This window comes from Micromonospora marincola (assembly GCF_056150385.1).
Map to the genome: position 1 here is coordinate 25,186 of NZ_JAXCFT010000018.1, position 25,902 is coordinate 51,087.

The following is a 25,902-nucleotide window of genomic DNA, read 5'->3' on the forward strand; positions in this document are numbered from 1 at the left end:
GACCGCGATGGTGGACCACGGGTGTTGGTGGGAGCCGGATCGGCTCAGGACGTCGCCGCCCGCGGGCCGTACCGTTCGGCCGCGCGCGCCTTCGCCTTCGCGGCCTCCACCTCGCGGTCCCGGGAGGGCGCCTTCGTCACGAGGTGGTCCAGCAGGGTCCGAGTGGCCTCGGTGACCGCGCGGACCGCCTCGTCGAACGCCTCCTCGTTGGCCGCGGACGGCCGGGTGGCGCCGCTGACCTTGCGCACGTACTGCAGGGCGGCGGCTTCGATCTCGTCATCGGTCGCGGGCGGCTCGAAGTTGTGGAGCACGCGAATGTTGCGGCACATGCCTCCACCATGCCAGCCCGGTCCGACACCCGCACCGCCCCGGCGCTTGACAGGGTGAGGTCAGACCGGGACGGCCTCCCGGGCCTCCGCCTTGGCGGCCAGGCGCTTCTCCCGCTCCTGGGCGCCGATCAGGTCGTCGGGCAGGGAGTCCTCGACCTCCAGGTCGAAGCGGCGCAGCAGCCGGATCGCGAAGCCGCCCACGGTGATCAGGATCAGGACCACCCCGAAGCAGACGTACGCGAAGCCGATGCCGCGGCCCGGACCGGTGCCGATCACCTCGCCCACGGTGCCGGCGAGGGTGCCGTCCGGGGCGAGCATCGGCTCGAACAGGGCGGTGGCGGCCGGCGCGAGCAGCGCGAACCCGATCGGCAGCGTGGACCAGGAGATGGTCTGGTTCAGGCTGAACACCCGGCCGTGGAAGCGCTGCGGCACCTTCACCTGGACGATCGTCGCGTAGATCGACTGCGCGGTGGTCATCGCCATGGCCAGCCAGCAGAAGCCCACACAGATCATCACGATCGACGCGTCCAGGCCGATCAACACGCAGCCGATCGCGGTGCCCAGGTTGCCGATCAGCACGCCGATCATCCGCCGCTTGCGCGGCCCGCCCCACAGCGACATGAGCACGCCGCCGAGCACCGCGCCCACCGCCTCGGCCAGCGCGACCTGCGCCACCTGGGTCGGGCTGCCGAACGACAGCACCAGTGGGGTGGTGAGCACAAGCGCCGGCGCGAGGAAGACGTTGCCGAGCGCGAAGTAGCCGAGCATCAGCCGGAACCCACGGTGCCGCCAGGAGTAGCGCAGACCGTTCGCGATGGCCACCAGCAGCCGTTCCCGGGGCCGCCAGCCGAGCAGGTCCGGGAAGCGCACCACGGCCAGGGTGAGGATCGCCACCACGTAGCTGGCCACGTCGACGACCAGGATGCCCTTCAGCTCGATCGCGGCGAGCAGGCCGGCGGCGAACGCCGGCATCAGCAGCGTGGCCACGCCTGTGGAGAGCTGGGTGATGCCCATGGCGTGGCCGAGGTAGCGCTTCGGCACCAGTTGCGGCACCGCCGACTGGAACGCGATCCGCTGGAACGACCCGGCCACCGAGCTGAACGCCACAAGCAGATAGATGTGCCAGAGCACCAGGTTGTCGGTCCACAGCAGGGCGGCCAGCACCAGTTGGACCGAACCGGCCACGGAACTCGCCAGCATCATGATCCGACGCCTGCTGACCCGGTCGACAAGGGCGCCGGCCACCGGCAGCATGAGCACGCCGCAGATCAGCGCGAGCGCCCAGAGCAGGCCGAGGTCGGCCACCGAGCCGGTCCGGCTGAACAGCCAGATCGGCAGCGCGAACGCGGTGAGCGCGGAGCCGGTGCTGGAGACGAGCTGCCCGACCGTGACGGCCAGGAACCGGCCCATGCTCGGCTTCACCGTGGCGGCCGGCGGCCCGCCCGTACCGACCCGCAGCGTGTCGTGCACCGCCCAGCCGGCGTCCTCGCCCCGGGCCTGCGGGTCGAGCGCGGTGACGTCACCGGCCACCACCGCGGGATGCACCCGGTTGACGATCTCGGCCAGTTCCTCGGCGCGGTACTTCAGGAAGAAGTGCCCGGCCTGGTCGAGGACGACAAGCCCGAGCGTGTCGCTGAGGAACTGCCACTCGGCGTACCGCTCGCGGTGGTAGTCGGTGACCGGGTCCTCGGAGCCGACCACCGAGACGATCGGCGCGCGCAGCTTCGTCGCCTGCCGGTCCAGCAGCCCGGTGAAGTACTCCTCCGAGGCGCGGGAGTCGGCCCGCATGTTGCTGATGATCCGGTCGGCCTGCTCCGGGTCCAGCTCGTCGGTGTCCACGCCCATCGACTTGAGCCAGCTCGCGTAGTGCTTGTTGCTGCGGAGCTGCTCCAGCCGGTTGCGGGCGGCTGAGAACACGCCCTTCGGGCGGGCGAACGGGAACATCGCGCCGATGTAGACGGCGGCGAGGTCCCGACCGGCCGCCTCCACCTTGCGGGCCACCTCGGCGACGATGGCGCTGCCCACGCCGCAGTGACCGTAGAGCGCGAGAGGCCCCTCGACGCGCTCCATGATCTCGTCGGCGACCCGGGTGGTGAGCTCGTCGAACGGCAGCGCGTCCTCGCTGAGACCGACGTCGTGACCGGGGATGGCGAGCGACCACAGCGCGTGCCCGGCCGGAAGCGCGTCGGCCAGGGGCTGGTAGACGATGGCGCTGCCGCCGCCGTACGGGACGCAGACGTAGGTGAGCACCCGCTTGCCGGCGGGGATCGGCCTGGTCAGCTCGTAGAGCAGGCGGCGCGGCCCCTCCTGGGCGGCGTCGCCGGCGACGAACACGGCCAGCTCGCGGATGGTGCGCTGCTGGAACAGGTCCATCACGCCGACCGCCCGGCCGCCCAGTTCGGCCTTGCGGATCCGCGCCACCACCTGGGTGGCGAGCATGGAGTGCCCGCCCAGGTCGAAGAAGTCGTCGTCGATGCCGAGCGTGTCGACGCCCAGCACCTCGGACCAGATCACGGCGAGCGCGCGCTCGGTGTCGTCGCGCGGCTCGACGAGCGCCACCGACGCCTCGCGGGTGACCACCGGGGCGGGCAGCGCCCTGCGGTCGAGCTTGCCGTTGGGGGTCAGCGGCAACGCGTCGAGCGTGACGAACGCGGCCGGCACCATGTACTCCGGCAGCGTGTCCTTCAGCGCCGCCTTCAGCGCGGCGTGCTCGGCCGGCCCGACCAGGTACGCGGTGAGCCGCTTGTCGCCCGGGCTGTCCTCCCGGACGATCACCGTGGCCTCGGTGACACCCGGCTGCCCGCGCAACGCGCTCTCGATCTCGCCCAGCTCGATGCGCAGGCCGCGCAGCTTCACCTGGTGGTCGATCCGGCCGAGGAACTCGATCACTCCGGCGCCGTCCGGCCCGACGACCCAGCGGGCCAGGTCCCCGGTGCGGTAGAGGCGGGCGCCCGGCTCGGCCGCGTACGGGTCGGGGACGAACCGCTCCGCGGTCAGGGCCGGCCGGCGGTGGTAGCCGCGGGCCAGCCCGACGCCGCCGATGTGCAGCTCACCGGCGACGCCGACCGGGCAGCGGGCGCCGGACGGGTCGAGCACGTGCAGCCGCAGGTTGGCGATCGGCGCGCCGATCGGCACCGCGCTCACCTCGGCCAGCCGTGCCGGCTCGCACTCCCACGCGGTGACGTCGATGGCCGCCTCGGTCGGGCCGTAGAGGTTGTGCAGGCCGCACCGGGGCAGCCGGGCGGTGAAGTCGACCGCCGTGGCCAGCGGCAGCTCCTCGCCGGAGCAGATCACCCGGCGCAGCGCGGTGGCCGCCTCGACGCCGTCCTCGGCCAGGAAGACGGTGAGCATCGACGGCACGAAGTGGGCGGTGGTGATCCGCTCGGACACCAGCAGGTCGCGCAGGTAGCCGGCGTCCTTGTGCCCGCCGGGGGTGGCGAGCACCAGGCGGGCGCCGGTGCGCAGCGGCCAGAAGAACTCCCAGACCGACACGTCGAAGCTCGCCGGGGTCTTCTGGAGCACCGCGTCGTCGGCGCCGAGACCGTACGTCTTCTGCATCCAGTCGAGCCGGTTGACGATGCCCCGGTGGGTGTTCGGCACGCCCTTGGGCCGGCCGGTGGACCCGGAGGTGTAGATGACGTACGCCAGGTGCGCCGGCCCGGCGAGCGGCGCCGGGTCGGTGGCCGGCTGGTCGGCCCAGACCGCCGGGTCGTCCAGGTCGAGCACGGTGGCGTCGGTGGCCGGCAGCACGTCGCGCAGGCGCCGCTGGGTCAGCACCACGGGCGCGTCCGCGTCGGTGACCATGAAGGCCAGCCGGTCGGCCGGGTATTCCGGGTCCAGCGGCAGGTAGGCGCCGCCGGCCTTGAGCACGCCGAGCAGGCCGGCGACAAGCTCGACCGAGCGTTCCGCGCACACCCCCACGAGCGTCTCCGGGCCGACGCCGACCGCGCGCAGCCGGTGTGCGATCCGGTTGGCGTCCGCGTTCAGCTCCGCGTACGTGCGGCTGTGCCCGTCGATGGTGACCGCGACCGCGTCCGGGGTGGTGGCGGCGCGCTCCTCGATCGGGACGTGCAGCGTCTGCGCGTGCGGAAAGTCCGCCGCGGTGTCGTTCCAGCCGGCCAGCAGCGCCCGCTCGGCGTCGGGCAGCAGCGGCAGCCGGGAGATCGGGGTGTCCGGCGCGGCGAGGACCGCGTGCAGCAGGGTGGTCCACCGCTGCGCCATCCGCTCGACGGTGGCCCGGTCGAACAGGTCGGTGTTGAAGACCAGCTTGCCCCAGAGCCCGTCGACGGTCTCCACCGCGTGCAGCTCGAAGTCGAACCGGGTCGCCTTCAGCTCCATCGGGGTCCACGCGAACGTGACGTCGTCGGCCCCGGACACGCCGCGGAACCGGCCCATCTCGTAGTTCTGGAGCACGAACATGGTCTGGAACACGGGTGAGCGGCTGACGTCGCGCGGCAGCCCCAGCTCGTGCACGACCTTCGCGAACGGCACCTCGGCGTGTTCGAAGCCGTCAAGCACGGTAGGCCGGGTGCGGGCCAGCAACTCGGTGAAGGTCGGGTCGCCGGCCAGGTCGGCGCGCAGCGGCAGCATGTTGACGAACATGCCGACGACGTCCTCCAGCTCCGGCGCGGACCGGCCGGCCACCGACGCGCCGACGGCGAAGTCGTCCTGCCCGGCGTGCCGGGCCAGCAGCACCTGGTACGCCGCCAGCAGCGTCATGAACAGCGTGCCGCCGCTGTCCCGGGTGAGCGCGCGCAGCGCCTCGGTGGCCGCCGGGTCGAGCTGGAACTCGACGAAGTCACCCCGGTAGGTCTGGGTGGCCGGGCGGGGCCGGTCCAGCGGCAGTTCGAGGGGGGTGATCCCGGCGAGGCGCTGCTTCCAGTAGTCCACGTGCGACCGGGCCCGCTCCCCGTCCAGCTCCCGCGCCTCCCAGACGGCGAAGTCGCCGTACTGGATCGGCAGGGCCGGCGGCTCGCCACCGCGGTAGAGCGTGATCAGGTCGCGCAGCAGCACGTCCACCGACCAGCCGTCGCCGACGATGTGGTGCTGGCCGAGGAAGAGCACGTGATGATCGGCGGCGACCTGGATCAGCAGGGCGCGCAGCAGCGGCCCGTGCGCCAGGTCGAACGGCTCGGCCGCCGCCGCGTCGACGAGCGCCTGCGCGGCGGCCTCGTCGGCCGCCTCCACCACGGTGAGCGGGATGTCCGGCGTCTCGGCGATCACCACGGTCGGACGGCCGTCGGCGTCGGCCGGGAAGCGGGCCCGCTGCGACTCGTGCCGGGCGCCGAGCGCGGCCAGGGCCGCGCGCAGCGCGTCGACGTCGAGCGGTCCGCGCACCCGCATCGGCACCGCGATGTGGTACGCGGCCTCGCCCGGCGCGAGCTGGTCCATGAACCAGACCCGTTCCTGGGCGTACGACAGCGGCACCGGCGCGCCGTCCGGCCGAGGGGTGATCCGGGCCGCGGGGGCGGCGCCGTGGCGGGCGCGTAGCCGGCGGGCGACGAGCGCCTGCCGGGCCGCCTCGCGGGCCGGATCCTTCAGGTCGGTCATGAGTTGGTGTCCTCTTCCGCCGCGAGCAGCGCGGCGACCTCGGTGTCGGAGAGCCCGTCGAGTTCGGCGGCGATCAGCTGTTCGATCTGGGCGGCCAGGTCCGCCACCACGGGGCTGCCGAACAGCGCCCGCATGGGCAGCTCGACGTCCACCTCGGCCCGGATCCGGGCCATCGCCCGCATGCCGCGCAGCGAGTTGCCGCCGAGGGCGAAGAAGTTGTCGAGCGCGCCGACCTTCTCCACCTGGAGGATATCCGCGTACACCTCGGCGACCAGGGCCTCGGCCTCGGTGCGCGGCGCGACGTAGCTGTCCCGCGCCGGCCCGCCGGCCGCCGGGGCGGGCAGCGCGGCCCGGTTCAGCTTGCCGTTGGGGGTCAGCGGCAGCGCGTCGAGGCGGACCAGGGCGGCCGGCACCAGATGCGCCGGCAGCTCGCGGGCCAGCTCGGCGCGGACCGAGTCCTCCCGGGCCGGCCCCACGACGTAGCCGACGAGCGTCGGATCGCCGTTGTCGGCGCGTACCGCCGCGGCGGCGGCCCGCACGTCCGGGTGGGCCAGCAGCGCGGCCTCGACCTCGCCCAGCTCGATCCGCATGCCGCGGACCTTGACCTGGTCGTCACGGCGACCCAGGTAGTCGAGCGTGCCGTCGGCACGCCGGCGGGCCAGGTCGCCGGTGGCGTACATCCGGGCGCCGGGCGGGCCGTACGGGCAGGGCAGGAACCGCTCGGCGGTGAGGCCGGGCCGGTCGTGGTAGCCGCGGGCGAGTTGGACGCCTGTGACGTACAGCTCGCCGACCACGCCCGGCGGCACCGGCTGGAGCGCGCCGTCGAGCAGCAGCGCTCCGGTGTTCGGCGCGGGCGTGCCGATCGGCACCGGACCCGGGGGCAGCGGCGCGCCGGGGGCGATCCGGGCCGCGACGCAGCCGACGGTGGCCTCGGTCGGGCCGTACTCGTTCGTCACCGCCACCTCGGGGTGCGCGGCCCGCCAGCCGGCGAGCTGCTCGCCGGTGAGCGCCTCGCCGCCGATCACCAGGTCGGCGGTGGGCGACAGGTCGGCGTCGAGCAGTGGCAGGTGGCTCGGGGTGACCTTGAGGAAGGACGGTCGGCCCCCGGCCCGGGCGGCGGGCGAGTCGATCGCGGCCAGCCGCACCGTGCCACCGGCGGTGAGCGTGCCGAGCAGCCCGGTGACGGTGAGGTCGAACGACACCGGCGAGTGCAGCAGCGCCACGCCGGCCAGGCCCGGGTAGGCCGCGCGGGCCCAGGCCAGGTAGGCGGTCACCGCGCGGTGCGCGACCACCACGCCCTTCGGCCGGCCGGTGGAGCCGGAGGTGTGCAGCACGTACGCCTGGTGCTCCGGGCGCAGCGGGGTGACCCGGTCGGCGTCGGTGAGGTCGTCGCCGGGCTGGTCCGCGCCGACCTCACCGTCGAGCACGAGCGCGTCGCCTGGTGCCAGCGCGGCGGTGTCCGGCATCGCCACCACAAGCGCCGGGCTGGCGTCCGCCAACAGGTAGGCGATCCGCGCGGCCGGGTAGGCGGGGTCCACCGGCACGTACGCGGCGCCGGACTTCAGCACCGCGAGCAGCGCCACCACCAGCTCGCAGGAGCGGGGCAGGACCAGCGCGACCCGGGTCTCCGGGCCGGCGCCCCGGGCCACCAGCAGCCGGGCCAGCCGGTTCGCCGCGGTGTCCAGCTCGGCGTAGCTGAGCGTCACGCCGTCGCAGTCAAGCGCCACGGCGTCCGGGGTGGCGGCGACCTGCCGCCGCACCTCGTCGACCACAGTGGTCGCCGGCACCTCCCGCGCGTCGCCGGTCGAGGCGTCGAGCGCCAGGTCCCGCTCGTCGTCGGTGAGCAGCGGCAGCGCGCCGACCGTCCGCTCCGGCTCGGCCACCGCGGCGGCGAGCAGCCGCGCGTAGCGACGCGCCACCGTCTCCGCGGTCGCCCGGTCGAACAGCGCGGTCCGGTAGACCAGGCGGCACTCCCCGCCGGTGATGTCGAAGGCCAGGTCGTCCTTGGTGGTGCCCAGCTCCGCCGGGTCGAGGCCGGAGTCCGGGATCCAGTTCAGCGCGGTCTGGAAGATCGGCTGCACCGACGGGTCCCGCTGCGGGGCCACCGCCTCGACGATCTTCTGGAACGGGGTCCGGCCGTGTTCCATGGCGTCGATCAGGCCGTTGCGCACGCGGCCGAGCAGGTCGGCGAAGGTCGGGTCGCCGGAGACGTCGCAGCGCAGCGCCACCGGGTTGACGAACATGCCGATCAGCGGCGCCAGCTCGGGGTTGTCACGGCCCGCGGTGGAGACGCCGACCACCACGTCGGTGTCGCCGGAGATCCGGGACAGCAGCGCCGCGAAGCCGGCCAGCAGCACCATGTACGGCGTGGCCTGCGCGCCGACCGCAAGCGCGCCGATCCGGTCGAGCAGCCCGTCGGGCAGCGTGAAGCGCACCTCGTCACCGGCGAATCCGAGCTGGGCCGGGCGGGGCCGGTCAAGCGGCAGGCCGGTGACCGGCGGCGCGCCGGCCAGGTGACCGGTCCAGAACGCGAGCTGCCGGTCCAGTTCGTCGCCGGTGAGCTGCTCGCGCTCCCAGACCGCGAAGTCGGCGTACTGGATGGGCAGCTCGGGCACGACGGGCTCGGCGCCGGTGGACGCGGTCAGCTCGGCGTGGAACAGCACCGCCGAGTGGCTGTCGAAGACGGCGTGGTGCACCACGAAGAGCAACCTCCGGGTGTCGCCGAGGTCGACCAGGCGGGCCCGCCACAGCGGCGGCGCGTCGAGCGGGATCGGGGTGCGGACCAGCTCGGTCCGGAGCCGCTCGAACGCGGCCGGCCGGTCGCCGGCGGGCAGGTGGCTAAGGTCGGTGGTGGGCAGCGTGACCGGCTCGTGGGCGCGCACCACCTGCACCAGCGCGCCGTCGTCGACCCGCAGGTGGGTGCGGAGCGCCTCGTGCCGGGCCACCACCCGGTCCAGCGCGGCGGTGGCCGTGGCGGCGTCCGCCCCGGCCGGGACGGCCCACGGGACGGAGATGTTGAACACCGGCGAGCCGGCGTCGAGCTGGTTGGCCATCCACACCCGCTCCTGGGCGTACGAGGCCGGGAAGGTCCACTCCTGGCTCATGAGAGCCCCTCGCGCACCGAACGGGGACGCATGTCGGTCCAGACCTCGTCCACGTGGGCCAGGCACTCGTCGCGACCGCCGGCGAAGCCGGTGTCGTGCCAGCCGGCGGGCAGGTCCCGGTCGGCCGACCAGATCGAGTACTGCTCCTCGTCGTTGCGGACGACAAGGAATCGGGGTTCGGCCATCTCAGTTCGCTCCAGCGGTGTCGGGGGTGTACGCCTCGGCCATCGCCACGGCGATTTTTCGCGGGCCGGTGAACGGCTCCCGGCCGTGCGCGGCGGTCATGTTGTCGACCACGAGCACGTCGTCGCGCTCGTAGTCGAAGCGGACCGTGGCCGCCCGGTAGGCGGCGCGCAGGTGGTCCATGACGTCGGCGGGGATCTCGCCGCCGTCGCCGTAGTAGGTGTTCGACGGCAGCCCGTCGGCGCCGAACATGGCCAGCAGGCCCTCCTGGTAGTCCGCCGGAAGCGTGCTGAGGTGGAAGAACGTGGCGTGGTTGAACCAGCGCGGGGTGTCCGACCCGGGCCGGTGGTGCACGACGTCGCGCACCGCGCGGGTCCGCAGGCCGTCCGCGCCGACCCACTCCACGGTGATCCCGTTCGCCGCCGCGTACGCCTCGACCTCGGCGCGGCTCTCGGTGTTGAACACCTCCTGCCAGCGGGTGCCGAAGTCGCCGTGGAAGTTGCGGACCAGCATCCAGCGACGCCTGACGAACTCCTCCCGCACCGCGGGGTCGATCAGCTCGTACACCCGGCGCACGTCGGCCAGCGGGGTGGCTCCGAGCGTCAGCGGCGGGGTGACGCACCAGAAGAACAGCGTCAGCGGCCAGCGCGCCTGGTAGGAGTTCTCGTTGTGCAGGAAGATCTCCTCGTCCGGCGGGTAGTCGGTCGAGGTGTAGACCCGTCCGGAGATGGAGTGCCGGGGCGAGGAACGCTCGGTGTAGGTCAACGGCTCGCCGGCCAGCGCGCGCACGGCGGCGTCGAAGCCGTCCACGCCGCCGACGTCGAAGCCGCGGAACAGCAGCCCGCCGTGGGCGACGAGGGTGTCCCGCAGCTCGGCGCGGCGGGCCGCGATGAGGTCGGTGAGCGCCCGACCGTCGTTCTCCACGACCACCGGGAGCGTGGCGGTTGTCTCGCTCATGATGCGGTGTCTCCTTGTTGGGTCGGGTCAGCCGCGGGGTAGCCGCGGGATGGCCGGGATCGCCGCCGGCGCGGTCGACGGGTCGGCGGGCGCCTCGGCGCGCAGCTCCTCGATGCGGGCGGCCAGGCCGGCCACGGTCGGGGTCTCGAAGAGACTGCGCATCGGCAGTCGCACCCCGGTCGCCTTCCGCATCGCGGCGATGAGCTGCACGGCGACGAGCGAGTTGCCGCCGAGGGCGAAGAAGTCGTCGTCCACGCCGACGTCTGTGACGCCGAGGCCGTCGCGCCACACCTGCGCGATGGTCCGCTCCAGGTCGGTGCCGGGCGCGGCCGAGCCACCGGTGGCGCCCGGCGCGCCGGCCGGGGCGTCGGTCTCCCCGGCCAGGCTGTCCGTGGTGACCCGGGCGGCCCGGCGCCGGATGTCGGCCACCGCGCGGGTGGCGATCACCACCTGCGCGCCGAGGCCGGCGCCGAGGCTGCGGCGGAACGCCTCCGCGCCGTCCACCGGCCGGATGTCCTCGGTGACCGGGGCCGGCTCGTCGGTCGCCGGGGTCTCGGCCAGGGTGCCGGCGACCGCGCCCCGGTCCACCCGGCGCAGCACGAAGTCGCTTATCGCGACCAGCTCCCGGCCGTGCGGGTCGCGCAGCGACAGGTCGGCGGCGACCACCTCGTCGGTGGCGGCGGGCCGGTGGCGCAGGTGACTGTGGAACGTCTCCGGCAGCGTCCCGCGCACCACGATCCGGCCGTACGACAGCGGCAGGTAGGTGCCGGCGCCCTGGCCCCGGCCGAACGCGGTGGCCACGTCGAGCAGCGCCGGGTGCAGCCCCCAGGCGGGCAGGTCGTCCCGCGCGGCGGCGGGCGCCTCCACCCGGGCCAACTCCTCCCCCTCGCCCAGGTGGTGCTCGGTGAGCGCGGCCCAGCGCGGCCCGAACGTGAGCATGCTGGTGCGACCGTGCCCGAACGAGGCGTCGTCGTCGACCCGCCGGCCGGCGACCTCGGCCGGCGCGGCCGGCGGCGCGGCCTCGGTGGTCCAGCCGGCCGTGCCCCGCACGTGCGTACGCGACCGGCCGGCGGTGAGGCTGGCCACGGTGAAGTCCACGCCGTTCTCGGCCGGGGCCAGCTCGACCCGGTACTGCGCGACGGAGCCGTCCGGCACGCCGAACGGCTCCAGGAACACCACGTCGCGCAGCTCCACCGCGGCGTCCGGCGCCGGCGCGGGCAGCGCGGCGACCACGGCGGCGCGCACCGACTCCAGGTGGGCGGTGCCCGGCACCACAGGCACGCCGCCGATCCGGTGCTCGTCGAGCAGCCAGTGGGTGTCCGCCGCGACGAGACCGTGCAGCACGGCGCCGTCCGGGCCGATGACCATGGTGGTCAGCACCGGGTGGTTGACCGCGCTTGTCACGGTGTCCCGCCCGGCGGCCCGGAAGGCGGCCGGCGCGGCGGTCTCCACCGCCATGCCGACCTCGGCCCAGCCGCCCCAGTTCTGCGACACCACAGGCGCGCGGAAACCGGCGCCGGAGCGCGCGAAGGCGTCCAGGACGTTGTTCGCGGCGCAGTAGTCGACCTGGCCGAACCCGCCGATCACCGCCGTGACCGAGGAGCAGAGCACCACGAAGTCGAGCGGCAGGTCGCCGAAGACCTGGGCCAGGGCCAGCGTGCCGGCGAGCTTCGGCGCGAGCACCCGCTCCGCCTCGGCCCGCTCCTTCACCTCGGCCATGCCCCCGCCGGGCAGACCGGCGGCGTGCACGATGCCGTCCAGCCCACCGAAGCGGCGCTCCGCCTCGGCGCGGGCCCCGCGCAGGTCGTCCGGGTCGGTGACGTCGACGGCGAGCACAAGCACCTCGGCGCCCGCGGCCTCCATCCGGCGGATCGCCGCGATGGCCCGGCCGGCCCGGTCCGCGCCGCCGTGCACCGCCAGGTGCGCGTCCCAGTCGTCCCGCTCGGGCAGGCCGGAGCGGGCCAGCAGCACCAGCTTGGCGCGGGCCCGGACCGCGAAGTCCTCGGCCAGGGTGACACCGATGCCACCGAGACCGCCGGTGATCAGGTAGCGGCCCTCCTCGCGCAGCACGCCCGGCTCGTCCTCGGGCCCCACGGTCACCTGCTCGTAGCCGCCCACCCAGCGCCGGTCGCGGCGCAGCGCCACCTCCGGGTGCTCCGGGTCGACCGGGCTGCGCAGCTCCACCACGAGGGCGGCCACGCCGCGCGCGACCGGGTCGGCGTCGAGCAGCCGGACGGTGAGGCCGGGCAGCTCGACCGGGAGCACCCGGGCCAGTCCGGTGAGCGTGGCGTGCTCGGGCCGGACCACGTCATCGCCGCGCACGTCGCCGATGCCGGCGGTGACCAGGTCGAGGCGGACGCCTGCCTCCTCGGCGGTCAGGCCGGCGCCGGCGAGCGCCTGCACCAGGTGCAGCGCGCCGAAGAAGCCGCGCTCCTGGGCGGCCCAGGCGGCCCGCACGTCGGTGCCGGCCGGCTCGCCGTCGAGCGCGAACGCGTGCACGATCCGGCGGGGCAGGTCCGGTCCGAGCGCCGCGACGAGCGCGTCGGCGTCGGACCGGTCGCCGGGCCGCAGCCGGAAACCGGTCGCGGTGGCCGCGAACGCGCCGCCGGCGCGTACCTCGACCGGGTCGTCGCCGGCGGCCCGCAGCGCGGCGACGAGCGCCTCGCCGCGCGGACCGTCGGCAAGCACCAGGCAGCGGCCCAGCGGCTCCACCGCGCGGGCCGGCGCGACCTGCCGCCACACCGGCACGGCGAACCACTCCGGCAGCGGCCGGGGGCCGGCCTCGGCCGGGGTCGCGGCCGTCTCCTCCACCGGGTCCGGCTCGATCCAGTAGCGGCGTCGCTCGAACGGGTACGTGGGCAGCGGCACCCGCCGCGCGCCGGGGTCGGCGGCGAGGTTCACCGCCGTCCCGGCGCACCAGAGCGCGCCGGCCGTGCCGAGCAGCGTGGCCAGGTCACCTGTCGACTCGCCGGGCCCGGGCAGGCTGCCCAGCGGGGTGAACGCCCGCTGCGCCGCGCCCGCCCTGGCGACCTGCATCCGGGCCAGGTTGGCCAGTTGCCGGCCCGGGCCGCACTCGACGAGCGCCCACGCGCCCTCGGCGAGCAGGGTGGCCACGCACGCGCCGAAACGGACCGGTCGGCGCAGGTGCGCGGCCCAGTACGCCGGGTCGGTGGCCTGCGCGTCGGTGATCCAGGTGCCTGTCACGTTGGACACGAACGGCACCGCCGGCGGGCGCAGCGGCACGCCCGCCATCAGCGCGGTGAACTCGTCGAGGATCGGGTCCGTCATCGGCGAGTGGAACGCGTGCGAGGTGCGCAGCAGCTTGGACTTGTGCTTCCCGCCGAGGCTCTCGGCGAACGCCTCGACGAGCGCGGTCTCGCCGGCCACCACGCAGGTGCCGGGGCCGTTCACGGTCGCCACCGACAGGCCCTCGGGCAGCAGCTCGGCCACCGCCGACTCGTCGAGCGTGACCGCGAGCATCGACCCGGCCGGCAGGGCGTGCATGAGCCGGCCCCGGGCGGCCACCACCCGCAGCGCGTCCGGCAGGGTGATCACCCCGGCGAGCGTCGCGGCCACGTACTCGCCGATCGAGTGGCCGATCATCGCGGCCGGGGTGACGCCGGCGGCCCGCCACGCGGCGGCGAGCGCGTACTCGACGGTGAACAGGGCGGGCTGGGTCCAGCGGGTCTCGGTGAGCAGCGCCGCCGCGTCCGGGTCGCGGCCGAGGATCAGGTCCCGGATGTCCCGGCCCAGCTCGGGGCGGAGCAGCTCGGCGCACTCGTCCACGGCGGCGGCGTACGCCGGGTCCTCGGCGTACAGCTCGGCGCCCATCCCGGCGTACTGCGAGCCCTGGCCGCTGAACAGGAAACCCACCCGGGGGGCGGTGGTGGCGTCGCCCCGGTGCGTCCGGCGCCTGTCGCGAAGCGCGGCGGCGGCGGCCTGCGGGTCGCCGGCGACCACGGCCGCGCGGTGGGCGTACGGCTGGCGGCCGACGCGCAACGTGTGCGCGACGTCCGCGAGCGACCCGTCGCTGTCGCCGGCCAGGTGGTCGGCGAGCCGGCGCACGGCCGCGTCCAGCGCGGTGGGGGTCTTCGCCGACACCTGGAGCAGGTGCGCCGGGCGGACCCGCCGCTCGGCCCGGTACGCGGCCGGCGCCTCCTGGAGCACCACGTGGGCGTTGGTGCCGCCGATGCCGAACGAGCTGACCCCGGCGCGGCGCGGCCCGCCGTCGGTGTCCCACTTGGTAAGCGTGTTCGCCACGTAGAACGGGGTGTCGGCGAAGTCGATGGCCGGGTTCGGCGTCTCGTAGTTGATGGTCGGCGGGATCAGCCCGTGTTCCATCGCGAGCACCGTCTTGATCACGCTGACGATGCCGGAGGGCTGGCTGAGGTGGCCGATGTTGGACTTCACCGAACCGATGCCGCACCAGCCCCGGTCGTCGGTGTCCCGGCCGTACACGGCGGAGAGCGCCGCGACCTCGATCGGGTCGCCGAGCGCGGTGCCGGTGCCGTGCGCCTCGACGTAGCTGATGCTGCGCGGGTCGATCCCGGCCAGCCCGACGGCCTGGGCCACCGCCTCGGTCTGCCCGTCGATGCTCGGCGCGGTGAAGCCGACCTTACCGGCGCCGTCGTTGTTGATCGCGTTGCCGAGCACCACCGCGCGGATGGTGTCGCCGTCGGCGACCGCGTCGGAGAGCCGCTTGAGCAGGGTGACGCCAACGCCGCTGCCCCAAACCGTGCCGTTGGCGTCGGCGTCGAACGGCCGGCACCGCCCGTCCGGCGAGGTGAAGCCGTCCATGCCGAGGTAGCCCACGTGCGGCAGCTCGATGTTGACGCCGCCGGCCAGGGCCATGTCGCACTCGCCGTTGCGCAGCGCCTCGCAGGCGAGGTGGAACGCGACGAGGGAGGTGGAGCAGGCGGTGTGCACGGTGAGGCTGGGGCCGCGCAGGTCCAGCCGGTAGGAGACGTTCGTGGCCACGTAGTTCGGCGAGGTGCCGGTGGCGATCGAGACCAGGCCGTGCGGGTTGCCGCCGACCCGCTTGTTGCGCAGCACGTGGCGGTGCAGGTAGGTGTTGCCGCCGGCGCCGGCGTAGACGCCCACCGCGCCGTCGTAGCGGCCCGGGTCGTAACCGGCGTCCTGTAACGCGGTGTAGCAGGTCTCCAGGAACAGCCGGTGCTGCGGGTCGGTCACCTCCGTCTCGCGCGCGGTCATCCCGAACAGGCCGGCGTCGAACTCGTCGTAGCCGTCGACGAGCGGGGCGCGGTTCACCCAGCCCGGGTCGTCGACCTCGTCCGGGCGGGCGCCCCGGGCGAGCTGCTCCTCGCGGGTCAGCTCGGTGGTCGACTCCACGCCGTCGACCAGGTTGCGCCAGAACTCGTCGAGGTCGGCCGCGCCGGGCAGGCGGGCGGCCAACCCGACGATGGCGATGGGTTCGACGCCGTCGTCGGCGGCGGGAAAGTCGTTATGCATGGGAGGTCCTTCACTCGCACGGGGTTGCGGCATCACGGCTGCTGAGGTCGGCGGGGCGGCGGGGTACGCCGGGCGCGGCCCCGCCGGGCGGCGGCGCGCAGCGCGGCGCGTGCCAGCTCCGGCCGGTCGGCGGCGCCGTCGAGGCTGGCGGCGAACGCGCGCACGGTCGGGTGGCGGAACAGGTCGAGCATGGTGATCGAACGGCCGGTGGCCTCGACGAGCCGGGCGTGCACCGCGGCGAGCGCCATCGAGTGGCCGCCGATGTCGAAGAAGTTGTCCGCGACGCCGACGGTGTCCCGGCCGAGGACGTCCCGCCAGATGCCGGCGATCAGCGCCTCGGTGCCGGTGAGGGTGCCCGGGCCGGCCGGCAGCGGCGCCCGGGCCGGCTCGGCGGCGACGGTCATCGCGCCGAGCGCCGCCACCCGCACCGCCGGGCGGGGCAGCTCGGGCGCCACCTCGCCGGCCGGCGCGTCCGGGTCGGCGGCGAGCGCGCCGACCAGGGCGACCAGGTCGGCCAGGAGCGCGGCGATCCGGTCGGCGTCGAACAGGTCCGGGTTGTGCACCACCTCGACGCCGGCCCGCCCGTCCCGCTGCACCACGTAGACGGTCAGGTCGAACGGCGACCCGGGTTTCGGCACCGGCACCGGCTCGGCGGTCAGGCCGGGCAGCGCCAGCCGGGGCGGGCTGAAGTTGAGCACGTTGAACAGCACCTGCACCAGCGGCGCGCGGGAGGTGTCCCGCCCGACGCCGAGCGCCTCGACGATCCGTTCCAGCGGCGCGCCCGGGTGGTCGGTGACCTCGCGCAGTTCGGCGGCGCACCTGTCGACCTGCTCGGCGAAGCTGCCGCCGGCGCGCACCCGCACCGGCACGGTGTCGATGAAGAAGCCGATCACCTCGTCGAACGCGGCCAGCCGCCGGTCGGCGACGATGGCGCCGAGGAGGTGGTCGTCGCCGCCGGTGAGCCGGCGCAGCAGCTCACCGAAGCCGGCCAGCAGCACCGCGGCGACAGTGGCGCCGCGCCGGGCGGCCAGGTCGCGGACCGCCCGGTCGGCCGCCGCGTCGAGCCGGACTGCGGCCTCCACGCCGGCGTACGTCTGCACGGCCGGGCGGGGCCGGTCGCGGGGCAGCTCCAGCACGGTCGGCGCGCCGGCCAGGTGCCCGGTCCACCAGGCCAGGTCCGCCTCGCCCCGACGCCTGTCGCGTTCCGCGCGCCACACCGCGTAGTCGGCGTACGTGGCGGCCAGCGGCGGCCGGCCCGGGGCCGGCCCGCCGACCGCCCGGGCGTACGCGGCGGCCAGCTCGTCGTAGAGCACCGCCTCGGACCAGCCGTCGAAGACCGCGTGGTGCACGGTGATCGCGAGCACGTGCTCCGCGGCGGCGAGCCGGTAGACGGTCACCTGCCAGGCCGGGCCGGTGGCCAGGTCGAACCCGTGCCCGGCGCCGGCCGCGAGCATGCCGGCCAGTTCGGTGTCCGGGTCGGCGGCGGCGGTCAGGTCGACCACCGGGACCGCCACGTCTGTCGGTTCCTCGCGGACCGCGTACGGCACGCCGCCGGTCTGCGGGATGCGCCAGCGCAGCACGTCGTGCCGCTCGGCGACGGCGCGCAGCGCGACGCCGAGCGCGGCGACGTCAAGCGGCCCGCGCAGCCGGTGCGCGACCGCGATGTTGTAGGGCGCGCTGGACGCGGTGAGCTGGTCGGTGAACCACAGCCGCCGCTGCGGTGGGGACAGCGTGGGCGGGTTGCCGGTGGTCAGCCCGTCGCCGTCGGCCGGGTCGGCGGCGCGGACCCGGTCCACGAGCGCGGCGAAGGTGCGGTCGGTGAACAGCACCCGGGTGTCGACCTGCCGGCCCAGCTCGGCGCGGAGCCCGGCGACCAGGCGCATCGCGGCGACGGAGTTGCCGCCGGCGGCGAGGAAGTCGCTGTCCGGGGCGGGGGCGGAGCCGAGCAGCCGGGTCCAGAGCCGCCGGACCGCGTCGCGCACCGGATCGTCGCCCTCGGGCGTGTCGTCCACGATGGCGGGGGTGGTCGCGAGCGCACGCAGCGCCGGCCGGTCCAGCTTGCCGGTGGTCGGGCTCACCGGCAACGCCGCCAACCGCACCGTCCGGGCCGGCAGCATCGCGGCGGTCAGGCGCTGCCGCGCGTACGCCCGCAGCGTGTCGTGGTCCGGCCCGCCGGCCGGGGTGAGGAACGCGACAAGTTCGGTGCCGGCCGGGCCGGGCACCGCCTCCACCACGGCCCGCTCGACGCCGGGGTGGGCGGCCAGCACCGCCTCGACCTCGCCGGGTTCGATCCGCTGGCCGCGCACCTTGACCTGCCGGTCGGCCCGGCCGAGGTAGACGAGCCGGCCATCAGGCGCCTGCCGGACCAGGTCACCGGTGCGGTAGAGCCGCTCGCCCGGCGCGTCGCCGAACGGGTCGGGCACGAACCGCTCGGCGGTCAGCGCGGGCCGGTCGAGGTAGCCGTCGGCCAGGCCCGGCCCGCCGATCAGCAGCTCACCGGTCTCCCCCGGCGACACCGGCCGCAGGCCGGCGTCGACCACGTACGCGCGGTGGTTCGGCAGCGGCCGGCCGATCGGCACCGGATCGGAGTCGGCCGGGGTGAGGTCGCCGCTCACCGCCAGCACGGTGGTCTCGGTCGGGCCGTAGGCGTTGAGGAACCGCCGGCCCGGCGCCCAGCGGGCGACCAGCTCGGCCGGGACCGCCTCGCCGCCGCAGAGCAGCACCCGCCACGACGGCGCGGTGGCCGGGTCGAGCAGCGCGAGCACGGTCGGGGTGACGAACCCCCAGGTCACGTCGTGCGCGGCGAGGAACCGGGCCAGCCGCGCCGGGTCGGCCCGGTCGTCGGCGCCGAGAAGCTGCACCGCGCCGCCGAGGGTCAGCGGCACGAACAGGTCCATGGTGGCCGCGTCGAAGCCGAGCGAGGCGATGCCGAGGCTGCGCATCGAGCCGTCGGCGCCGGTGAGCGCGGACACCCCGGTGACGAACTCGACCGCGTTGCGGTGGGTGGTGAGCACCCCTTTGGGACGGCCGGTGGAGCCGGAGGTGAACAGCACGTACGCCGGGTCGCCGGGGCGGGCCGGGCAGGGCGTCAGCGGCGCGGGGCCGGTCCGGTCGAGCGTCCGCACGCCCGGTTCGTCGCCGAACTCGGCCGCCGCCGCGTCGCCGGCCACCACCCGCACCCCGGCGTCGCGGGCGATCTCGCGCAGCCGGGTCCGCGGGCCGCCCGGCTCCAGCGGCACGTACGCGGCGCCGGCCAGCAGCACGCCGACCACGGTGACCACCAGGTCCGGGGTGCGCGCGCCGCAGACTCCGACCCGGTCGCCCCGGCCGACGCCGTGTGCGCGCAGCGCGGCGGCCACCCCGGCTGCCCGCTCGACGAGTTCCCGGTAGGTGAGCCGGTTGTCCCACTGGCGCACCGCCACCGCGTCGGGCACGAGGGCGGCCCGCGCGGTGATGAGGTCGGCGAGGGTGGCGTCCGGCCAGGGCAGGTCCGCGCCGGAGGTGGCGGTGGCGGTCAGGATGTCGGTCACCGCTGTGCTCCCAGGTGCTCGGCCGGATCGGTGATGTGCAGGCGCAGCTCGCTGAAGTAGCGGCGGCCGGCACCGTCGGGCACCCAGGCGTGCTCCGGGCCGGGCAACATCTCGCTTACCGTGAGCGGGACGCCGTCGCCGCCGTCGCCACGGGCCGCCCGCACCAGCGCGCAGAGCATGGTGGCGAACCCCGGCGCGGCCAAGTCCACGAAGCAGGGCTTGGTCTCGGTGCCGAGCTTGACGTAGACCCGCTCGGGCAGACCGAGCCGGCGGCGCCAGGCCCGGACGGCGAGGAACCGGTTCCGCTCGCCGGTGGCGGTGGCCAGGCCACTCTCCCCGACCGTGGTGCGCCAGGTCTGCCGGGCCACCACGAGGCGGTCCACAGTGATCCGGGGCGTGTAGGGCGCGGCGGCGACCAGCTTGAAGCCGTCCACCGCGTGCGCGCTGAACGCCTCGGCGAAGATCTCGGCGAGCGGCCAGCGCTGCCCGTCGGAGGCGGTGGCGACCAGGTCGCCGTCGATCTCGTCCACGGTGAGGTCCACGGTGGGCAGCACCCGGGAGGGGTCCGCGCCCGGCGCGTCCTGGAAGGCGAGTTGCCTGTCGGTCGGCCCGGCCAGCGACTCGGCGGTGCGGCTGGTGCGGCGCGGCCAGTCGGCCGGGAAGAGCAGCCGGACCCGCCGTTCGCCCAGGTCCGCGGCGAGCGCGTCGCGCAGCCGTTTGACCTCGGGGTGCGACGGGGTGAAGACCGCACAGTCGAACGAGGACCAGGCGGCGTGCAGCTCACCCAGCACCACGGTGTAGTCGCCGCGGCCAAGCGCCGCCGCGTCGGTGGCACAGATCTGCAGGTCGGGGCTGTGCATGGCGGCGTTGGACCAGGTCGGCCGCACGCCGGGGAAGACCCCGTCGATCCGGCCGGCCAGGTCGGCCGCGCGCAGCCGGACCTCGGTGGCCCCGGCGGGGAGCGTGTCCAGGCCGAACAGCCCGGCCCAGCGGGCGGCGAAGTCGGTCGCGACGGCGTCCACCGGCCGTTCGCCACCGCCCCAGAACATGCCCTGGGCGAGGAACCACAGGTCGGCAAGCGCCACCGGCCCGCCGGACTCGGCCCGCAGCTCGTCGTACAGGCCGCGCAGCACCTCCAGGTAGGCACCGGCAAGCGCGTCGGCCAGCCAGCGGGCGGCCCGCAGCAGCACGTCGAGCGGGGCGGCCAGCTCGGCCAGCAGCGGGCCGCCGAAGACCACGTCCAGGTCCCGCGCGGTGTCCTCGTAGCAGATGGTGCGGCCGGCGTACATCTGGCCGGGACGACGCGCCGCCGGCACCCCGGCCAGCTCGGTGAACGTGGCATCGAGGTGGTCAAGCGCGGCGCGCAGCGGCTCCGGATCGCCGGCCGCCGCGGCCACCGCGTCGCGGGCGGCGCGCAGCCGGTCGAAGCCGGACCGGGCGGCGGCGCGGGCCGGCTCGTCGCCGATCGCGGCGATCCGCTCGGCAAGCACCCGTTCGGCGTCCGGGCTCACCGGCAGCGCCGCGTCCCAGGTGAGCAGCTCCCGCTCCACCAGCCGGTCGAGCAGCGTGTAGCCGTCCTCGGGCCGGCGCAGCCCGATCGCCGGGTCGGCGACCAGGTCGACGGCGGCGCGGCGGCCGTCGGCGGCGCGCAGCAACGCGGCCTCGACCGGGGTCACCGTCAGCGGCGGACGGCCGGGCCGGAGCACCGTCCGGTCCCGGATCGCCAGGTGGGGCCGCAGCATCGGCGGCCACGAGCGGCGGACCGCCAGGTCCGCGCCGAGCCGGTCGGCGTACGCGGCCAGGGCCCAGGACTCGAACCACACCCAGCGCCGCCGGGTGAGCCGGTCGCCGGGGTCGACCCGGGCGACCTCGGTCCGGTCGGGGTCGAGGGTGACCCAACAGCTCGGGCCGAAGAAGCCGACCGTCTCGTTCTTACCGCAGTAACGCTGCCAGTACTTGAGCAACGCCCGTTCCCGGTCCCGTCGCCGCACGTTGCGGGGCGCGTCGGCCCCGCCGCGCACCAGCCCGTCCAGCGCCACCAGGGCGCCCCGGTTCTGCCAGATCACGGCCTCACGCAACAGCGGATCGGCGGCCAGCGCGCTGAGCCGCTCGGCGCCGACGCGGACCGCCTCGTCGAACTCCTTGTCGAACCGGTCCGCGCCGGCGCCGGTGTCGAGCAGTTCGTCGGCGGCGGCGGCGGCCCGGGGCGCGGTCAGCAGCTCCAGGCCGTCGGCGGGGAAACCGGTGGTCCGCAGCATCGCATCGCGCCACACCGACCACCCGGTGTCGCCGAGGGGGACCCGGTGCGCACCGCAGGCGGTCCCGCGGCCGGCGGCGCGCACCGGGTCCGGACCCGCGACCGACGCGTCGGCGCGGGGGTCGGGGGTGCCGGGCACGGCGGTCAGGTCGGCCCGGATCAGCGCGGCCAGCTCGGCGAGCCGGTCGTGCAGGAAGAAGTGCCCGCCGGGCAGCTCGTGCAGGGTGAACCCGGCCGCGGTGTGCTCGGCCCAGGCGGCGTTCTGCGCGCGGGTGACCGCCCGGTCCGCGCGGCCGGCGAACGCGACGATCGGCATCGGCAGCGGCTCGCCGGGAACGTGCCGGTAGTCGTCGACCCGGCCGAAGTCGGCCCGCAGCAGCGGCAGCAGCAACTCCACAAGCTCCGCGTGGTCGAGCAGCTCGGCGGAGAGGCCACCACCGTCGCGGAGGCGGCGCAGCAGCTCGTCGTCGTCCACGCGGGACAGCCCGTCGAAGAGGCCCGGCGCGGCGACGTGCGGGGCGCGGGCGCCGCCGACGTAGAGCCGCAGCGGCAGCGGCCGGCCGGTGCGGCGCAGTTCCCGGACCACCTCGAAGCCGAGACGGCCGCCCATCGAGTGACCGTAGATCGCGTACGGGCGGTCGGCGCGGGAGGCGATGGCGTCGGCCACGTTGGCGGCGGTGAAGCGCGGGTCCTCCATGATCCGGTTCTCCCGGCCGGGAAGCTGCACCGGCAGCACCTCGACGCCCGGACCGAACGCCTCCGGCCAGTGCCGGAACGCGCTGGCGCCCGCGCCGGCGTAGGGCAGGCAGAACAGCCGCACCGGCGCCTCGGGGCGGCTTCCGGTGGAGACGAACCAGTTCACCGCGGGCCTCTCTGCACGGGGTCGATCCAGTGCCGCCGGCGCTGGAACGGGTAGGTGGGCAGGCCGGTACGCCGGACGGCGCCCTCGGGGTGCAGGGCGTCCCAGTCGACGTCGCGCCCGGCGACCCAGTCGGCGGCCAGCTCACGCAGTGGCCCGGCCGCCCCGGCGATCCGGGCGTCGGTGTCGAGCAGCACGTCAAGCGCGGACAGCGCGGCGGGCAGGTCGGGAGCGACCACCGCGGCCCGGTGGGCGAACGGTCGCCGGCCCAGTGCCAACGTGGCGGCCACCTCGGGCAGCGGCGGCGCGGTCCCGGCCAGGTGGCTGCGCAGCCGGGCCAGCGCGGCCCGCAACGCCGCCGGGGTTCGCGCCGAGACCGGCAGCAGCCAGGGCCCGTCCCCGGGCGGGTCGCCCGCCTCGATCGGCGGTGGCTGCTCCACCACCACGTGGGCGTTGGTGCCGCCCAGGCCGAACGCGCTCACCCCGGCCACCCGGCGGGCGCCGTCGGGCCAGTCCCGCGCCTTGGTCGGCACGTAGAACGGGCCGGCCGCCAGGTCGATCTCCGGGTGCGGGCGGGTGAAGTGCAGGTTCGGGGGGATCATGCCGTGCCGGACGGCGAGCACCGCCTTGATCAGCCCGGCGATGCCGGCCGCCGCGTCGAGGTGGCCGATGTTCGTCTTCACCGAACCCAGCGCGCAGGCGCCGGCGGGCGCAGCGCCGGCGTACACCTCGTGCAGCGCGGCCACCTCGATGGCGTCGCCGAGCGGGGTGCCGCTGCCGTGCGCCTCGACGAGCCGGACCTCGCCCGGGTCGACCTCGGCGGTGGCGAGCGCGTTCGCGACGGCGGCGGCCTGCCCGGCCGGGCCGGGCACGGCGAAACCGGCCCGGTCCGGGCCGTCGTTGGTGACCGCCCAACCGGGCAGGATGGCGTAGATCCGGTCGCCGTCGGCCTGCGCGTCGGCGAGCCGGCGCAACGCGACCACGCCCGCGCCGGAGCCGAACCCGGAGCCGTCGGCGGCGGCGTCGAAGGCCCGGCACCGGCCGTCGGGCGAGGCGAGCCCGCCGGGGGTGGCCCGGTGCCGGGGCCAGGTCACGGTGGCGCCGCCGGCCAGGGCGAGGTCGCACTGGTAGTCGGCGAGGCTCTGCGCGGCCAGGCAGACCGCGACGAGCGAGCTGGAGCAGGCGCTCTGCACCGCCACCGCCGGGCCGGTCAGGCCGAGCCGGTAGGCGACCTGCCCGGGCAGGTGGTCGGTGAACTGCCGGCCGAGCAGCCGCGCCTCCCAGTCGTCCGGGTCGACGTCGCCGACCACCGCCGGGTTGTCCATCAGGTGGAACAGGAAGTAGCGGTTGGCGGAGGTGGCGGCGTAGACGCCGACCGGCCCGGGGAAACGGCGCGGGTCGTGCCCGGCGTCCTCCATCGCCTCCCACGCGGTCTCCAGGAAGAGCCGGTGCTGGGGGTCGGTGCGGGCGGCCTCGTCGGCGCCGAAGGAGAAGAACTCGGCGTCGAAGTCGGTCACCCCGTCGAGCCGGCCGGTGGCGCGGACGTGCCGGGGGTCGGCGCGCAGCTCCGGCCCGATGCCGAGCGCGGCCAGCTCCTCGTCGGTGTGGTCGTGGACGGAGTCCACCCCGGCGCACAGGTTCCACCAGAACGTCGCCACGTCCGGCGCGCCGGGGAAGCGGCCGGCGAGGCCGACCACGGCGATCTCGTCGCCGGTGTGCGCGCGGGCGACGCCGACCGGCGCGGCGGGCGCGGGCAGCACCGGGACCCGGACCGCGTCCGGCGGGGCGTCGAGCAGCGCCGCCTGGGCCGCGACGGTGGGGTGGTCGAACAGGCGCAGCATCGGCAGGCGTACGCCGAACCGCTCGGCGATCCGCTGCTGCACCAGGCCCAACAGCAGCGACTGCCCGCCCACGTCGAAGAAGCCGTCGGTGCGGCCGACCGCCGGGCGGCCGAGCACCGCGCACCAGATGTCGTGCACGGCGCGTTCGGTGTCGGTGGCCGGCGCCGCGTCGGCGGGCACCTCGACGACCGGGTCGGGCAGCGCCCGCTCGTCGACCTTGCCGCTGACGGTGAGCGGGAACTCGTCCACCACGACCACGGCGCGGGGCACCGCGTGCTCGGGCAGGGCGGCGGACAGCGCCGCGCGCAACGCGGCCGGGTCGGGGCGGACGCCGGCCGGTCGGACGTACGCCAGCAGCTCGCCGTCGCGGACGATGGCGCGGACGCCGGCCACGCCGGGTCGGCCGGCGAGCACGGTCTCGATCTCGGTCAGCTCGATCCGGTGCCCGCGCACCTTGACCTGCCGGTCGAGCCGGCCCAGGCAGACCAGCTCGCCGCCGGGCAGCCACCGGCCGAGGTCGCCGGTGCGGTACGTGGGCACCCCGTCGGCGTCCGTGCCGAAGCGGTCGCTGTCGTGGTTGAGGTAGCCGGGGGCGAGGTGTCGGCTGCGGACCACGATCTCCCCGGTGCCGGCGGCGAGGTCGAGCCGGTAGCCGGGTAACGCCGCGCCGACGGGCAGCGGCCCGGTCGCGGTGGGGTCCACTCCGGACAGGGTCAGCACGTGTCGGGCGGCGAACGTCATCTCGGTCGCCCCGTAGCCGTTGACCAGCCAGCAGTCCGGGGCGAACCGGTCCCGGCCACGCGCCGCGTCGGCCCAGGTGGCCTGTTCCCCGCCGAGCAGCACCGCCCGCACCGAGGGCAGCCGCCGCTCGCCGAGCGCGTCGAGCAGGAACCGGTAGACGGTGGGCGTGCAGTGCAGCACCGTGGTCCGGTGCCGGTCGAGCTGCTCGACGGCGTACGCCAGGCCCTGCCGGCGCAGGTCGACCGGGACGACCGCGGCGCCGGTGAGCAACGCCGGGTAGAGGTCGGGGATGGCGGCGTCGAAGCTGAACGAGGCGAGCAGGCTGAGCCGGTCGGCCGGGCCGACAGCGAGCGCGTCGATCTGGTTGTCGACGACGTGGGCCAGGTTGCGGTGGGTCTGCCCGACGGCCTTGGGCACGCCGGTGGAGCCGGAGGTGAACAGCACGTACGCGAGCGCGTCCGGGTCGACCGGCACGGGGCGCAGCGGGGCCGGCGGCACCTCGTCGAGCGGCACCACGGCGCGTCCGCCGGCGAGCGTCCGGGCCAGCTCGCGGTGCTCGGCGGCGCAGGCCACGGCGGTCACCTCGGCGGCGGCGACCATCTGCCGCAGCCGCGCGACCGGGAAGCCGGGGTCCAGCGGCACGTAGGCGCATCCGGCGGCGAGCGTGCCGAGCAACGCGGTGACGGTCGGCGCGCCGTGCGCGGTGAGCAGCGCGATCCGGTCGCCGGGCCGGAAGCCGGCGGCGACGAGCACGGCCGCGTACCCACCGGCCGCCTCGGCCAGCTCGGCGTAACCGACCTCGTGGGTCTCGCCGAGAAGCGCCGGGCGGTCACCGTGGACCGCTGCGACCGCGCCGAAACGATTGATGATCGTCGTCTCTGCCATGTCAGGAGACGGATTGCTCTCCACCGACGGCGGGCACGCAGCATGGAATGAACGTGATCATTGATTCCCCCCCAGGACTTCACGTTGGAAGCAGAATATGGCCCGACCCCTCGACCGGAAGAGCATCGATGCGGGTCGAGCCGAAGGGGGGAAGACCCCTGGCACCACGGGCGGAGGAATCCGTCCGATCATCCCTC

The 25,902-nt window shown here is 75.6% G+C and carries 9 protein-coding genes; all 9 read right to left on the reverse strand.

The genetic code is table 11. The annotated features are described in order from the left end of the window. Positions 1 to 44: 44 nt before the first annotated feature. Genes SM450_RS26260 through SM450_RS26300 form a run of 9 tightly spaced genes read right to left on the reverse strand, consistent with a single transcriptional unit; the run spans position 45 to position 25,705 of the window. Positions 45 to 329, reverse strand: coding sequence for a DUF2277 domain-containing protein (locus SM450_RS26260; RefSeq protein ID WP_474622451.1), 285 nt, complete (start codon positions 327 to 329; stop codon positions 45 to 47). 60 nt (positions 330 to 389) lie between these two features. Next, positions 390 to 5,879 (reverse strand): amino acid adenylation domain-containing protein, encoded by a 5,490-nt coding sequence (locus SM450_RS26265; RefSeq protein ID WP_474622452.1) that lies wholly within the window; start codon positions 5,877 to 5,879, stop codon positions 390 to 392. Then, positions 5,876 to 8,983, reverse strand: a complete 3,108-nt coding sequence (locus tag SM450_RS26270) for a non-ribosomal peptide synthetase (RefSeq protein ID WP_474622453.1) — start codon at positions 8,981 to 8,983, stop codon at positions 5,876 to 5,878. The genes SM450_RS26265 and SM450_RS26270 overlap by 4 nt, the downstream gene beginning before the upstream one ends. After that, a complete protein-coding gene (locus SM450_RS26275) occupies positions 8,980 to 9,168 on the reverse strand; it encodes an MbtH family protein (protein WP_474622454.1) in 189 nt (62 codons plus the stop codon). Before SM450_RS26275 ends, SM450_RS26270 begins: the two co-directional genes overlap by 4 nt. Position 9,169: 1 nt before the next feature. Then, positions 9,170 to 10,123 carry a TauD/TfdA family dioxygenase gene (locus tag SM450_RS26280; protein WP_474622455.1) on the reverse strand — a complete coding sequence of 318 codons (954 nt, stop codon included), beginning with the start codon at positions 10,121 to 10,123 and terminating at the stop codon, positions 9,170 to 9,172. A gap of 27 nt (positions 10,124 to 10,150) precedes the next feature. Continuing rightward, complete coding sequence (locus SM450_RS26285; RefSeq protein ID WP_474622456.1) at positions 10,151 to 15,592, reverse strand: type I polyketide synthase; 5,442 nt, start codon at positions 15,590 to 15,592, stop codon at positions 10,151 to 10,153. Between the two features lie 32 nt (positions 15,593 to 15,624). After that, entirely contained in the window at positions 15,625 to 19,122 is a 3,498-nt protein-coding gene (locus SM450_RS26290; RefSeq protein WP_474622457.1) for an amino acid adenylation domain-containing protein, read from the reverse strand. After that, positions 19,119 to 22,241, reverse strand: coding sequence for a thioesterase domain-containing protein (locus SM450_RS26295; protein WP_474622458.1), 3,123 nt, complete (start codon positions 22,239 to 22,241; stop codon positions 19,119 to 19,121). The genes SM450_RS26290 and SM450_RS26295 overlap by 4 nt, the downstream gene beginning before the upstream one ends. Then, complete coding sequence (locus SM450_RS26300) at positions 22,238 to 25,705, reverse strand: AMP-binding protein (RefSeq protein ID WP_474622459.1); 3,468 nt, start codon at positions 25,703 to 25,705, stop codon at positions 22,238 to 22,240. Before SM450_RS26300 ends, SM450_RS26295 begins: the two co-directional genes overlap by 4 nt. Between the last annotated feature and the right edge of the window lie 197 nt (positions 25,706 to 25,902).

Coding starts and splice junctions, on each gene's coding strand:
- SM450_RS26260 (WP_474622451.1), bottom strand. CDS start 329: ATGTGCCGCAACATTCGCGTGCTCCACAACTTCGAGCCGCCCGCGACC.
- SM450_RS26270 (WP_474622453.1), bottom strand. CDS start 8,983: ATGAGCCAGGAGTGGACCTTCCCGGCCTCGTACGCCCAGGAGCGGGTG.
- SM450_RS26285 (WP_474622456.1), bottom strand. CDS start 15,592: ATGCATAACGACTTTCCCGCCGCCGACGACGGCGTCGAACCCATCGCC.
- SM450_RS26300 (WP_474622459.1), bottom strand. CDS start 25,705: ATGGCAGAGACGACGATCATCAATCGTTTCGGCGCGGTCGCAGCGGTC.
- SM450_RS26275 (WP_474622454.1), bottom strand. CDS start 9,168: ATGGCCGAACCCCGATTCCTTGTCGTCCGCAACGACGAGGAGCAGTAC.
- SM450_RS26280 (WP_474622455.1), bottom strand. CDS start 10,123: ATGAGCGAGACAACCGCCACGCTCCCGGTGGTCGTGGAGAACGACGGT.
- SM450_RS26265 (WP_474622452.1), bottom strand. CDS start 5,879: ATGACCGACCTGAAGGATCCGGCCCGCGAGGCGGCCCGGCAGGCGCTC.